This is a genomic window from Candidatus Oscillochloris fontis (assembly GCF_004138135.1).
GTDB classification, from domain to species: Bacteria; Chloroflexota; Chloroflexia; order Chloroflexales; family Chloroflexaceae; genus Oscillochloris; species Oscillochloris fontis.
Genome location: NZ_RYFD01000022.1, coordinates 20,542 through 33,580 on the forward strand (window position 1 = coordinate 20,542; position 13,039 = coordinate 33,580).

The following is a 13,039-nucleotide window of genomic DNA, read 5'->3' on the forward strand; positions in this document are numbered from 1 at the left end:
CATTATGTCCCATACCACCGCCGGGAAGATCGAAGAGTTGCGCCGTCGTCGGGCGCAGGCGCTGCATAACGACAGCGCCGCCGTGGCCCGTCAGCACGAGCGGGGTAAATTGACCGCCCGCGAACGGATTGATGCGTTGGTTGACCCCGGTTCGTTTGTGGAGCTTGATGCCTTCTCGGTACACCGTACCTCTGCGTTCGGTATGGAGAAGCGTAAACCGCTCGGTGATGGCGTGATTACCGGGCATGCCACGATTGATGGCCGCCCGGTGTGTCTCTTCGCCCAGGACTTTACCGTCTTTGGTGGTTCGCTGGGCGAGGTCTTTGCAGAGAAGATCTGCAAGGTGATGGATCTGGCGGTGCGCATGGGGGTGCCCTGTATTGGCATCAACGACAGTGGTGGTGCGCGTATCCAAGAGGGCGTGGTCAGCCTGGGTGGCTATGCCGAGATCTTCTACCGCAACGTGTTGAGTAGCGGGGTGGTACCGCAACTCTCGGTGATTGCCGGGCCATGTGCGGGGGGCGCGGTCTATTCGCCCGCCATGACTGACTTCATCCTGATGGTCAAGGGCAGTAGCCAGATGTTCATCACTGGCCCCGATGTGATCAAGACGGTGACGGGTGAAGAGGTGGGGTTTGAGGAACTTGGCGGTGCGATGACCCACAACACGCGCAGTGGCGTGGCCCACTTTGCCGCCGATGATGAGCCGCACTCCTTCGAGCAACTGCGCACGCTGCTCTCCTTCCTCCCCTCCAACAATATGGACGACCCGCCCTACGTGGCACCTGAGGACGACCCGGAGCGGATGGATGAATCGCTCCAGACGCTCATCCCCGACAATCCGCGCAAGGCGTACAACATGGTGACGGTGATCGAGGCGATTGTTGACGATGGCTTCTTCTTTGAAGTCCAGCCCTTCTGGGCACGCAACATCGTGATCGGGTTTGCACGCCTCGATGGCCATGTGGTCGGTATTGTGGCCAACCAACCTGCCCACATGGCCGGGACGCTGGATATTGACAGTTCGGCCAAGGCGGCGCGTTTCGTGCGCTTCTGCGATGCCTTCAATATTCCACTGGTCACGTTTGTGGATGTCCCCGGCTTTATGCCCGGCACCCAGCAGGAATATGGTGGCATCATCCGTCACGGAGCCAAGCTGCTCTACGCCTACTGCGAGGCCACCGTACCCAAGTTGACCGTGATTACGCGCAAAGCCTACGGTGGTGCCTACGATGTGATGTCCTCCAAGCACATCCGATCCGACTTCAACTTTGCCTGGCCGACCGCCGAGATTGCAGTGATGGGGGTGGATGCAGCGGTGCGGATCATTTTCCGCAAGGAACTGGCCGAAGCCCAAAACCCGGTGGAGCGCATGGCGGAGCTTGTCGAGGACTACCAGAATCGTTTCGCCAACCCGTATGTGGCGGCTGAGCGTGGCTATATCGACTCGGTGATCGAGCCAAAGGAGACCCGCCCGGCGCTGATCAAGGCGCTGCGCCTCGCCCGCACCAAGCGCCAGAGCATGCCGCCGCGTAAGCACGGCAATATCCCATTGTAGGGATCTATTGTTGTTGTTTGGCGGCGAAGCCGCCAAACAACAACAATAGATCTTCGGGGTCGGCATTGCCGCTCCGAACACCCACCATCGGGATAGATTGTGCTATCATGATCCTAAGCAGTGCGCCAATAAATACCAAGGCCGGATTATGAGCAGCGACCAGAGCTTCTCCCCACAGGCGACTGACGAATTCCTGCAAGCCCTGCTCGCCAGTGATCGCTTCGCTGTTCGTAGAATTATCACCCGCTTCGCCGATCTGAGCGGCCCCTTCTCGGTCATTGAGCAGATGATCGTACCCAGTCTCGAAGAGATCGGCCATGCATGGGATAGCGGCGAGATCTCACTCGCCCAGGTCTATATGAGTGGGCGTATCTGTGAGGAGATGGTTGATACCCTCTTGCCTCCCGCGAGTAACCAGCGCATTAACCAACCCCCGATAGCGATTGCCGTCCTTGACGATTATCACATGTTGGGGAAGCGTATGATCGCCTCAGCACTACGGGCGAGTGGCTACGAGATCCACGACTATGGTCGAGTTGATGTGGATCGCTTGATCAAACATGTGATCAACGATAAGATCGCCATCTTGCTGATTTCGGTGCTCATGTTACCCTCAGCGCTGGAGGTTATCCAGATCCGTCAACGCCTAGATCGGGTCGGGCTGCGCCCGCAGATCATCGTCGGTGGGGCACCCTTCCGTTTTGATGCACAACTGTGGCAAGAGGTTGGTGCTGATGCCATGGGCCGTTCGGCGATTGATGCTGTGACCATCGTAGCCAAGCTGCTGGAGGATCTCTCATGAGCATGCCAGCAACCAGTTCACTCCAACGGGTTCTGACCACGCTGAGTCACCAAGAGCCAGATCGGGTGCCGCTCTTTCTGCTGTTGACGATGCATGGGGCTAGGGAGTTGAATCTCTCGATCAAGGAGTATTTCTCCCACGCTGAGCATATGGTTGCGGGGCAGTTGCGTATGGCCGAGAAGTATCGGAATGACTGCTTCTACGCCTTCTCCTATGCTGCTGTTGAAGTTGAAGCGTGGGGCGGCGAGGTGATCTTCCGCGATGACGGGCCACCCAATGCGGGCGAGCCGTTCATCCGTAAGGCGGAGCAGATTCTCAGCCTTGAGGTGCCGACTATTACCGACATTCCCGCCTTACGGCGGATGTTGGAGACGATCAGCCAACTGCATGCCCACAACCAAGGCCAACGCCCGATCATCGCGGTGGTGATGGCCCCCTTCTCATTGCCCGTCATGCAGATGGGCTTCGAGGGCTACCTGGATCTGATGTACGAGCGCCCCGATCTGCTCCAGCGTCTGCTGGAGATCAATACCGAGTTTTGTGTGGCCTGGGCCAATGCCCAGCTTGCAGCCGGAGCGACGGCGATCTGCTACTTTAACCCGTTGGCCTCGACCACGATGGTGACTCCCGCCATGTTCCGGCAGTTTGATGTTCCGTTCTCGCAACAGGTATGCCGCCGAGTCAATGGGCCAATAGCCATGCACTTTGCATCCGGGCGCTGCTTGCCGCTCATGGATGATCTCGCCGAGTTGGGGGTTGCAGTGGTTGGGGTGAGTATAGATGAAGATTTGCGCACCCTCAAACGTGCAGCAAGCGGCAAATTCAGCCTGCTCGGCAATCTGAACGGGATTGCGATGCGCAACTGGAACCCCAGCCAAGCCGAAGCCGAGGTCAAGGCCGCCATTGCCGCCGCTGGCCCCGGCGGTGGGTTCATCTTATCCGACAATCACGGTGAGATTCCCTTTCAAGTACCCGATGAAACCCTCCTCGCAATCAGTGCATCTGTCCAGGAATGGGGGGGCTACCCGCTCCAGTGGGCCACACAAGAGCCATGAGATCTTTCTGTATGTCTGCCGCCACTACCACACCGAGGTCGCTCGCGCTCTGAGCGAGTTAGGCTTCACTGAAGTACAAGTCGCAGCATACCACTTCCCATGTAGTCAGCCCTATGGTTCGGTGCAACCCGCCACGCCACCTATGATCGCCCCACCCGCAGGGAGTGAGGTGATCTTTTTGGGTGCCTGTTCGGTGCGCCCGCAGGCTGACACGCTACCGGGGCAGGTCATTGCGCTCGATCACTGCATCATCATGCTGATCGGGCCAGAGCGCTGGAAGCATGCCACGCGCAGTGGGAGCTACCTGCTTACGCCGGGGTGGCTACACACATGGCGCGAACAGATCGAAGCGTGGGGCTTTCAGAAGGAGGTCGCCCGCGAGTTCTTCCAAGAGACGACCAAGGAGTTGGTGCTGCTCGATACGGGGGTTGATCCCGATGCGGCAACCAACCTAGCCGAATTGGCCGCCTTTGTGGATTGTCCGAGCCGCGTTGAGCCGATTGGGCTGGATTATCTCAAACTCTTTTTGCGCGATCTGGTGCTCACACGGCGCATGGAACAGATCGAAACCCAGCAGCGCCACGTCATGAAGGAAGCGAACCGCAAGATTGCCGAATATGCGATGGCGTTCGATCTGTTGATCCAGCTCTCCTCGATCCAATCCGAAGAGGCGACGATTCACGCCATCCGCGATCTCTTCGCCATGCTCTTCGGCTGCTCCAATCCAACCTACGCCCAAGTGCGCGGCGGTCAGATGATGCAGTTCTTCCCCAGCCCACCGACGTTTATGGTACGCAGCATCTTTGAGCAACTTCTGGGGAACCCCGCAGATGACTACCGGCTCACAGATGAACCAGCGGGCTTCTATCTGCGCATCCAGTACCAGCAAGAGACACTCGGCCTCATTGCGATCAGTAGTATCGCCTTCCCGCACTACCGCGACCAGTACATCAGCCTCGCATTGGCGATCACCAACCTGTGCGGGCTGGCGCTGGCGAATGCGCGCACCTTCACGATGCTTCAGGAAGCTGAACAGGCGCTACGCTACGAGCGTGAGATTACCGATCATTTGCGCCAGACCATGAGCGATCTGACCACCGAACTCGACCAGGAGCAGATGTTGCAGAAGGTGATGGAACAGATTGAACAGCTTATTCCCAGTCAGATCGCCCTGATTCTGCTGCATGAAGGGGTTATGCTACGGGTCGCTTCAGCCCAGAATCTGATCAACGATACCCGCTTGATCGGTACGTACTTCGCGGCTAACCAGCAACCGTTTGCGGCAGTGATTCAGCGCCAAAAAGCGATCATCCTGAATCATGACCAACTCGCCTACCTGCCGACACTCGAACCAGCACTCACCCACCATATTCGTACCTGGATGGGGATTCCACTGCTCCAACAAGAAGGCGTGATTGGGTTACTCATTGTTGCGAGTAACCAACCTAATGCCTACAATGCCAACCATGTGATGATCGCCCAAGTGCTGGCCCACGAAGTTGTTATTGCACTCCAAAATGTTCATATGTTCCAAGAAATGCACATGCTTGCAGGCACCGATCCCCTGACCAAACTCTACAACCGTCGTCGGCTGACCGAGTTGGCCGAAGCGGCCTTCCGCCACGCGCATAACACCAGTGGCCACTTTGCCGCGATCTTCATTGATATTGATCATTTTAAGGATGTGAACGACACCTTTGGGCATGCGGTCGGTGATAAGGTGCTTGAACATCTGGCTACCTCGTTACGCCAAGTACGCAGTTCAGATATCGTGGCTCGCTATGGTGGTGAGGAGTTTGTGATCATCTCCATCGGCCATTCACCACAGCATGTGCGCTTGTTTGCCGAACGGCTACGCCAGGAAGTGGCCCAGCAGCCGGTAAATTTGCCCGAAGGGCAGATTGCGATCACCATCAGTTTGGGGGTAGCAAGCCTGACACCGCAGATTGAAAGCCTCACCGAATTGCTTCAGTATGCGGATCAGGCGCTCTACAAGGCCAAAACATCGGGACGCAATCGGGTCTGTGTGTGGGGGGAGCAGTAGGATTTTAGGAGTCTGCGCAGGCTTTTCTACTCACGCGAAGGAACGCCGCACCACAAAAAACTCGTAGGCGTAGAAGTCCGCATAACGTCGGTGCATGGCTGGTTCGGCGGCGAGTTGATCGAGGATTGCTAACGCCTCTGCATCGCCGATGTAGGTTGGGCGCAACTCGGTGATGCGCCGCTCCATAGGGGTGTAGAAATCATCCCACCATGCCGCATCGGGCAGGGTGAAGTGTACGATCAACTCAAAGCCACTCGCGTCTAGCGCTGCGATGTCGTCCGCCAGCCAGCCCATCTCCGGGTAGTCCATCTCAAAGCTGGCGCGAACTTCGGGCGGTGGGTTCTCCTTCCGCCAGATCGCATCGGTGAAGGCGAGGTAGCCGTTGGGCCGTAATAGGTGGCGGCAGATCCCCAGGGCGTTGCGCAGCCCGATGTTGTAGAGTGCCCCTTCCGACCAGATCAGATCGAAACTTGCGGCGGGTTGCTCTGGGTGGCCCATATTGCCCACACTGGCATTGATGCGTCCACTCAGCCCCCGTTCTTCAATCTTCGCTTGGAGCCGCGCAATACTGGGGGCATGGCTATCAATGGCGGTGATCGTTGCCGAGGGCAGCAGGTCGGCCAGGTACAGGGTTTGCCCACCCACGCCACACCCCAGATCAAGGACACGTGGTGCATCTGGAAGGGTCGCACAGAGGCTGAGCGCTTGGGCGGCGCATGCACGGTTGCCTGGCCCCTGCCGGGGTAGGTCTTCGTAGACGTGGAAGAAGATCTCCCAGAAGCGTTGGTTCATACGGCGCGCACCGCGACCCCTCTCTGGGCCATGTAGCGCTTCACATCGCCGATACTATACTCACCAAAGTGGAAGATTGACGCGGCCAGAACAGCATCGGCGCGCCCATCGGTGACGCCCCGGTACATATCTTCGGGTGATCCAACACCGCCGGAGGCGATCACTGGCACGGCGACCGCATCTGATACGGCTTGGAGCAGTTCAATGTCGTAGCCGCTCTTCTGTCCATCTGCGTCCATACTGTTGATGCAGATCTCACCGGCCCCTAGATCAACCCCGTGGCGAATCCACTCGATAGCATCGAGGCCAGTGGGGCGTGGGTTGGCCCCCGTGTGGGTGAAGACCGCCCAGCGCGGGGCTTCGCCGGGGGCGTTGATGCGGCGTGCATCCACCGAGAGCATAATACACTGGCTACCGAAGCGATGCGCACCCTCGGCGATCAATTGCGGGTTGAGCACGGCTGCGGTGTTGATCGAGACCTTCTCGGCTCCGGCGCGCAACATGCGGTACATGTCGTCCACTGTGCGCAACCCGCCCCCCACCGTCAGCGGGATGAAGATCTCGGCAGCGGTGCGCTCAACTACATCGAGCATAATCGCCCGCTCATCGCTCGATGCGGTAATATCATAAAAGACCAACTCGTCGGCGCCGGCCTCGTTATATGCCGCCGCTAATGCCACGGGATCGCCTGCGTCGCGGTGATTGACAAACGAGATCCCCTTGACCACGCGGCCGGCCTTAACATCGAGACATGGGATAATGCGTCGTGTGAGCATAGTTGCTTCCATCGGACATGAGAATAGCCGTTGATTCTATTATACACCACTAGGATTTTGGCCTGATTCGAGCCGCTTAGGTAAACAGTACCGCCACATCATCGCGGGTCAGCGACTTGAAGACGCTGCCTTCGGTGGCAATCAGTTGCTCAACGAGGGCGCGCTTCTGCTCTTGCAAGAGCAGAATCTTCTCCTCCACCGTCTCGCGGGTGATCAGTTTATACACAAAGACCGGGCGGGTTTGGCCAATGCGGTGGGTGCGGTCGGTGGCCTGCATCTCAATCGCCGGGTTCCACCATGGGTCAACGTGGATGACATAATCAGCGGCGGTGAGGTTAAGGCCCACGCCACCCGCCTTGAGGCTGATCAGGAAGAAGGGCAGATCGGGGTCATTCTGGAAGGTGTCCACCACCTCATGGCGCTTGCGCGTCGATCCATCGAGGTAGGCGTAGGGGATCTTGCGCGCATCGAGCGCCTCGCGGATGATCGTCAACATCTGCACGAACTGCGAGAAGATCAGCGCCTTGTGGCCCTCGGCGCGTAAGGTTTCGAGCGTCTCGATCAGCAACTCGAACTTGCCCGATGTCCCCCGGAACTTCTCGTCCATCAGCCGGGGGTGGTTGCAGATCTGGCGCAGGCGCAAGAGACCCTCCAGGATCTTCATGCGCGCATCGGCAATTCCCTCTTGCTCGATCATACCGAGCAGCAACGAGCGGTAGTGGTCGCGGGTCTTGATATAGAGCTTGCGTTGGGCGGGTTCCATCTCCACCACCAGCAACTCTTCGCTGCGTGGCGGCAGATCGAGCGCCACCTGCTCCTTGGTGCGGCGCAGAATAAACGGGTAGACCATCTTGCGCAGGAAGAGGGCGCTATCGCCATCCTGCTTGCGCTCGATGGGGTTGACGAACTCCTCGCGGTAGTAGTCGAGGTTGCCCAGCAAGCCAGGGTTGAGGAAGGCAAACTGTGACCAGAGTTCGAGGGCGCTATTCTCCACCGGCGTGCCAGTGAGCGCAAAGCGCCGCTCGGCATTGATCGTGCGTGCCACCCGCGAGGTCTCGCCCACCGGATTTTTGATCGCCTGCGACTCATCCAGAATTGCACAGTCGAAGTGGTACTGGCGCAGTAGTTCAATATCGCGCAGCAGAATGCCGTAGGTCGTCAGCACCAGATCGTACTTGGCAAACTCAGCCGGATCTTTACTGCGGCTCTGTTCGGCATGAACATAGACGCGCAGATTGGGCGCAAACTGGTTTGCTTCGCGTTCCCAGTTGAAGAGCAACGAGCGCGGCATGACGATCAGATTGGCCGGGCGATCCGGCTGGCGTTCGCGCAGCGATTGGAGAAAGGCGAGCGTTACCACCGTCTTGCCCATACCCATGTCATCGGCCAGACAGCCACCGAAGCCGTAGGTGTAGAGGAAGTGCAACCAATCGTAGGCTGCCTTCTGGTAGGGGCGTAGCGTGCCGGTGAAGTGCTGCGGCAAGGGTTGGGCCTCGATCTCCTCAAAGTTGCGTAGCCGGTCGCGGCGGGCGTGGAACTCGGCATCGGTCTGGGCGCGGTCGGCATCGGCGAGCACCTGGTCAATCAGGCCGACGTGGTGTTCCGAAAGGCGCAGCCCGCCCTCGTGCTCTTCGGCCATCGCGAACATATGGCGGTAGCGCTCGATCCACTCTTCGGGAATCGCGCCCACTGAGCCATCGGCAAGCTTAATAAACTTCTCGCGCTTACGAATCGCCCGGCGCAGATCCTTCATGGCAACCTCTTGGTCGCCAAAACGAACGACTGCCTCCACATCAAACCAGTCAATCCCTGAACTGACACGGAAGGAGATACTCGGCTTACTGCGATTAACCCGTGCTACCGTCAGGCCATCCTCGCCATAGATCGTAAACCCAGCCGTAATCAGCTTAGGCACCTCGCGCACCAGAAAGTCAATCGGCTGGAGGTTGCGGCGTAAGACAAACTCGTGGGGTGGATCGCTGCGCTTAAGACCAAAGCTGCTCAACTCCTGCCAACTCTGCTGTTCAAGTTCAGGCTGACGGGCAATCCGGGCGAGGGTGGTTGAATCGGTGATGCGCCGGGTTGAGGCGGGCGGCAGATGCTTCTCGTAGGGCAATTCATATTCTGCGTAGCCAAAACGTAACTCGGCAATCAGTTGGCGGTCACGCTCACTCAGATAGATGCGCCGTTCGAGCGGGGCGACCACCTCGTGCCAATCCAATACATCGCCACGCACGGGGATACTCTCGGCCAATGGCAACAGATAGCGCTCGATAAATTCGCTCTGATCCTGGTTCGGGATACGTAGGCGCGGGTAGTTGATCAATGTCTCAGCCGCGACCGGAATATCGGCCACCTGAATTAAGCGATCCTCAATCCACATCCAGAGCGGATCACGTTCAATGATCTGCACATGGCCAGGGCGCAGTCCGATATGCTCCTCGCCCATGGTGATGCGGAAATTGACAATCAGATCCTCGCCATTGCGATCCAGTTGCATCTCGATTCGCCCCGGTTGGGGCATGACCCGGATGCGCTCATGGATGGGATCTTGCTCATCGCCAACATAGAGCAACCCCTTGTGCAACATCCCAAAGACCGCCGTGAGTGCCTTGTGGTTGGTGTACCAGTAGCCGTAGGTGGACCCCGATGCAATTGCGGTGTTGGCCGCCGCCAGTACCTCAACCGGCATATGCTGGTAGACATCTTGGCTAATCTGATTGCGCAGGTGTTTGATCTGCGGGCGCAGGTTGTATTTCTCGATTGCCTCAGCCAGAATATTGGGGTCGCCATGATGATCCAGCGGGAGGTACTTCCCCGCGATGGTATAGGGCAAGATTGACCAGATTGATCCGCGTTGTTGCAGGCTAAAGATCACCGCAGCCCCCACGTTTGTCGCACTACTGTTGTTGCGGCGGGCCGTGGGTTGGATGGCTTGGTTGAGCACTGCCCGCCACAAACTGGGCGGATTCTGGCGTAGGTAGTCGCGGAGTTGCAGCAGTGCCGCGACGCGGTGCTGGCACAGCCCCCATGCGTAGCCGTAGCGACAGCTACAGGTGACAATCACCTGATTGCCATTCAAGCGCACTGCACATTGCGCAGGCGCACCGGGTGCCTCCTCAACGCTGATAATGGCATTGGTCGGTTCACAGTGGGAAACCTTGGCCATTCCCTTCGTATAGAGATCCCGTCCTTGCTGAAGGATGGATTGTTGGGTACTATTCAGCAGTTGATCAACCGGCAGGGTCTCTGCCGTTAAGAGGTACAGCATCCTGGTAACCTGATTTATACTGAGTTGTGGTATTCGGCACGTTCATGTAGTATACCGGGGAGAGCCACCTCGGTCAAACATAGGATCTCGTTATGTACTCATCATTGCGTCATATTTTTCTCGTGGCCTTGATTCTTCTCCTCAGCGCTTGCCAACTAGAGGGAGGTGTGGTGCGTCCAACCGTTTCTAGTGCTGCAACAGCTACAGGTGTGGAGATGGCATTGACAGGGGCCGCCCCAGAGGCTAGTTCACTGCCAGTCACGCCCGCCGATGGTAGTCTGCGGTTGGGTCTCACTGCTGAACCAAGCGATCTCCTGCCTTATCATAATGATAGCGCTGACGAACGGATTACCGCCCCGATCAGCCAGCTACTCTTCCCCGCGCCGCTACTGGCGCTCAACTACACCTATACGACCACCGGCATTCTGGAGCGCGTGCCGAGTGTTGAGAATGGCGATGTGCAGGTCAAGACGTTTGATGTCTTTCTCGATTCGGCGGGTTTCATCACGACTACCGAAACGAGTGTGATTACTCAGGTGCAGCAACTCAGTGTCACGTATCACTGGAACCCCAAACTCACTTGGTCGGATGGGACACTAGTCACCGCCGATGACTCGATCTTCGCCTACCAGTTGGCCCGTCAGATTGATCTGGGCCAAGAGGCTAATAGCCGTCTCGCGCTACTCGAACGCTACGAGAAGGTGGATGCGCACACCACACGCGCCGTTTTGCGCCCCGATTTCACCGATCCGGCCTATATTACGACATACTGGACACCGTTGCCTAAACATCTGCTCGAAGCGGTTGATCCGGCGACGTTTGCGACGAGTCAGTATGCGCTCTTGCCGGTGGGCTATGGACCATATATGATCGAACGCCGCGATCAGGGCAGTATGCGGCTGGTGCGCAATTCTTACTGGGAGGCTCCGAATGCACCAGCGGCATTGAGTATTATCTTCCGCGATAGTGTTGATCTGTTACGTGGCGCGGTGGTGGGTGGGAGCCTGGATGTGGCCGGTTTTGAACTCCCCGAAGCGACGCTGGCGCAGTCCATCCAGAATGATGCCAACGGTGGTATGCTCAATCTGGCTACCGCACCTAGCCCGATTTGGGAGCACCTCGACTTTAATCTCGACATCCCCATGTTGCAGGATATTCGCTTGCGGCGTGCGATTGCCCAGGCCATCAACCGCCAAGCGATGGTAGATACACTTCTCCTGGGCTATAGCAGCGTGCTTGAGAGTTGGGTCGTACCTGGTCAGTCGGTTGCGGCTCCGCTTGATCAGATCACCCGCTACCCCTACAACCCCGACGAATCCCGCCGCCTGCTCGACGAGATCGGCTATACCGATAGTGATGGTGATGGGCTGCGTGAGTTCAATGGCGAACCACTGACGATCAGCCTTGTCACTACGGTTGCCTCGCCCTTGCGGCAGGCCATCGCGGCCCAAATCTATGCTGATCTCGCAGCCGTGGGGATTCGCCTAGAGATTGACACCATCTCGGCGGCTGATCTCTACCGCCAGGATGGCCCACTCTATCGGCGCAATTTTGAGTTGGCGCTCTTTGCCTGGATCGCTGGCCCTGATCCGCGTGGTTGGGAGCGCTGGAGTTGTGCCGGGGTGCCCAATGAGGCCAATCAGTGGACCGGCAATAACTTTTCGGGTTGGTGCTTCTTCGAGGCCGATAAGGCGATCCGTACTGCCACCACGACGATTGATCCAACGGCGCGTCAGGCAGCCTACTTACGCCAGCAGCAACTCTTTACCCAGGAGTTGCCGGTGTTGCCGCTCTTCCAGCGGGTTGATGTGGTGGTGAGCGCCCCCACCATTCGTGGCCCCCAACCCGACTCAACCGCGCCATGGACATGGAATCTGACCAGTTGGGTCCGTGAGCCGTAGGGGGTAGAGAAACCCCTCACAATGGTGATTGCTCGCATCCCCATGATCTCGTGTACAATTCAGAGGCACACTGGTTCAGGATGAGGAGCTACTTCCGTGAGCGATACGGCACAGCGTGACGCGCTCAAGCGTCTGGCTGCCGAGCAGGCAGTCACTCTGGTTCAGTCGGGAATGGTCGTTGGGCTTGGGGTTGGCAGTACCGCGATCTTTGCGATTCGCCGCATCGCCGAACTGCTGGCGAGCGGTGAACTCCACGATATTGTGGGCATTCCCTGTGCGCTGCGGGTTGAAGAAGAGGCGCGGCGCTTGGGTATTCCCCTGACTACGCTTGAAGAACGTGCCCAGGTGGATGTCACCATTGATGGGGCCGATGAGGTTGATCCGCAACTCAATCTGATCAAGGGCGGTGGGGCAGCGTTGCTACGCGAGAAGATCGTGGCTCAATCCAGCCTGCGCGAAGTGATTGTGGTGGATGAGGCCAAACTCTCCCCTGTACTCGGCACTCAGTGGGCTATTCCGGTCGAGGTGGTGCGCTTTGGCTGGGGTGCCCAGGCGCGCTGGATTACCAGTTTGGGGGCCGAAGTGACCCTGCGCCGCCAGCCCGATGGGGAACCACTCACCACCGACCAGGGTAACTACATCCTCGATTGTAACTTTGGCCCGATTGCGGATCTGACTAGCGTGGCTACCCAACTTTCGCTGCGCACCGGGATTGTGGACCACGGCCTCTTCTTGGGCCTTGCCACCGACCTGATCGTCGCCGGAGCCGATGGTATCCGCCATATCCAGCGCCCCGCCTAAGTGGTGGGTGCGCGGATCATTGTCTCATAAAGAGGACCC

At 58.1% G+C, this 13,039-nt stretch carries 9 protein-coding genes; 6 read left to right on the top strand and 3 right to left on the bottom strand.

Annotated features, from left to right (window positions below; genetic code table 11):
- The first annotated feature begins 4 nt into the window (after positions 1 to 4).
- The 4 genes from EKD03_RS10010 (at position 5) to EKD03_RS10025 (ending at position 5,459) form a co-directional block, all read left to right on the top strand.
- A complete protein-coding gene (locus tag EKD03_RS10010) occupies positions 5 to 1,558 on the top strand; it encodes an acyl-CoA carboxylase subunit beta (protein ID WP_129630139.1) in 1,554 nt (517 codons plus the stop codon).
- A 148-nt stretch (positions 1,559 to 1,706) separates the two neighbouring features.
- Positions 1,707 to 2,360, top strand: a complete 654-nt coding sequence (locus tag EKD03_RS10015) for a cobalamin B12-binding domain-containing protein (RefSeq protein ID WP_129630141.1) — start codon at positions 1,707 to 1,709, stop codon at positions 2,358 to 2,360.
- On the top strand, positions 2,357 to 3,415 hold the full coding sequence (locus EKD03_RS10020; protein WP_129630143.1) for a uroporphyrinogen decarboxylase family protein: 1,059 nt from the start codon (positions 2,357 to 2,359) through the stop codon (positions 3,413 to 3,415). The genes EKD03_RS10015 and EKD03_RS10020 overlap by 4 nt, the downstream gene beginning before the upstream one ends.
- The gene (locus tag EKD03_RS10025) at positions 3,336 to 5,459 is read left to right on the top strand and encodes a diguanylate cyclase (protein WP_129630145.1); all 2,124 of its coding nucleotides are present in this window, start codon (positions 3,336 to 3,338) and stop codon (positions 5,457 to 5,459) included. The genes EKD03_RS10020 and EKD03_RS10025 overlap by 80 nt, the downstream gene beginning before the upstream one ends.
- Before the next feature lie 30 nt (positions 5,460 to 5,489).
- Here the strand turns inward: EKD03_RS10025 and EKD03_RS10030 are convergent, their stop codons facing one another.
- From EKD03_RS10030 to EKD03_RS10040, 3 genes are all read right to left on the bottom strand, one after another.
- Positions 5,490 to 6,251 (bottom strand): SAM-dependent methyltransferase, encoded by a 762-nt coding sequence (locus EKD03_RS10030; RefSeq protein WP_129630147.1) that lies wholly within the window; start codon positions 6,249 to 6,251, stop codon positions 5,490 to 5,492.
- Positions 6,248 to 7,027: an imidazole glycerol phosphate synthase subunit HisF gene (gene hisF, locus EKD03_RS10035; RefSeq protein WP_129630149.1), complete on the bottom strand. Its 780-nt coding sequence runs from the start codon at positions 7,025 to 7,027 to the stop codon at positions 6,248 to 6,250. The genes EKD03_RS10030 and hisF overlap by 4 nt, the downstream gene beginning before the upstream one ends.
- A gap of 76 nt (positions 7,028 to 7,103) precedes the next feature.
- Positions 7,104 to 10,298, bottom strand: a complete 3,195-nt coding sequence (locus EKD03_RS10040) for a DEAD/DEAH box helicase (RefSeq protein WP_129630151.1) — start codon at positions 10,296 to 10,298, stop codon at positions 7,104 to 7,106.
- 215 nt (positions 10,299 to 10,513) lie between these two features.
- Between EKD03_RS10040 and EKD03_RS10045 the strand changes: the two genes are divergently transcribed.
- Both EKD03_RS10045 and rpiA read left to right on the top strand, forming a co-directional pair.
- Complete coding sequence (locus EKD03_RS10045) at positions 10,514 to 12,199, top strand: peptide ABC transporter substrate-binding protein (RefSeq protein WP_238613473.1); 1,686 nt, start codon at positions 10,514 to 10,516, stop codon at positions 12,197 to 12,199.
- 96 nt (positions 12,200 to 12,295) lie between these two features.
- Positions 12,296 to 13,000, top strand: coding sequence for a ribose-5-phosphate isomerase RpiA (rpiA, locus tag EKD03_RS10050; RefSeq protein ID WP_129630153.1), 705 nt, complete (start codon positions 12,296 to 12,298; stop codon positions 12,998 to 13,000).
- Positions 13,001 to 13,039 lie beyond the last annotated feature (39 nt).

Bases quoted from the DNA above. Each gene is read 5' to 3' on its own strand.
- EKD03_RS10015 (WP_129630141.1), top strand. From the start codon at position 1,707: ATGAGCAGCGACCAGAGCTTCTCCCCACAGGCGACTGACGAATTCCTG.
- EKD03_RS10030 (WP_129630147.1), bottom strand. From the start codon at position 6,251: ATGAACCAACGCTTCTGGGAGATCTTCTTCCACGTCTACGAAGACCTA.
- EKD03_RS10010 (WP_129630139.1), top strand. From the start codon at position 5: ATGTCCCATACCACCGCCGGGAAGATCGAAGAGTTGCGCCGTCGTCGG.
- EKD03_RS10020 (WP_129630143.1), top strand. From the start codon at position 2,357: ATGAGCATGCCAGCAACCAGTTCACTCCAACGGGTTCTGACCACGCTG.
- EKD03_RS10025 (WP_129630145.1), top strand. From the start codon at position 3,336: ATGAAACCCTCCTCGCAATCAGTGCATCTGTCCAGGAATGGGGGGGCT.
- EKD03_RS10045 (WP_238613473.1), top strand. From the start codon at position 10,514: ATGGCATTGACAGGGGCCGCCCCAGAGGCTAGTTCACTGCCAGTCACG.
- EKD03_RS10040 (WP_129630151.1), bottom strand. From the start codon at position 10,298: ATGCTGTACCTCTTAACGGCAGAGACCCTGCCGGTTGATCAACTGCTG.
- hisF (WP_129630149.1), bottom strand. From the start codon at position 7,027: ATGCTCACACGACGCATTATCCCATGTCTCGATGTTAAGGCCGGCCGC.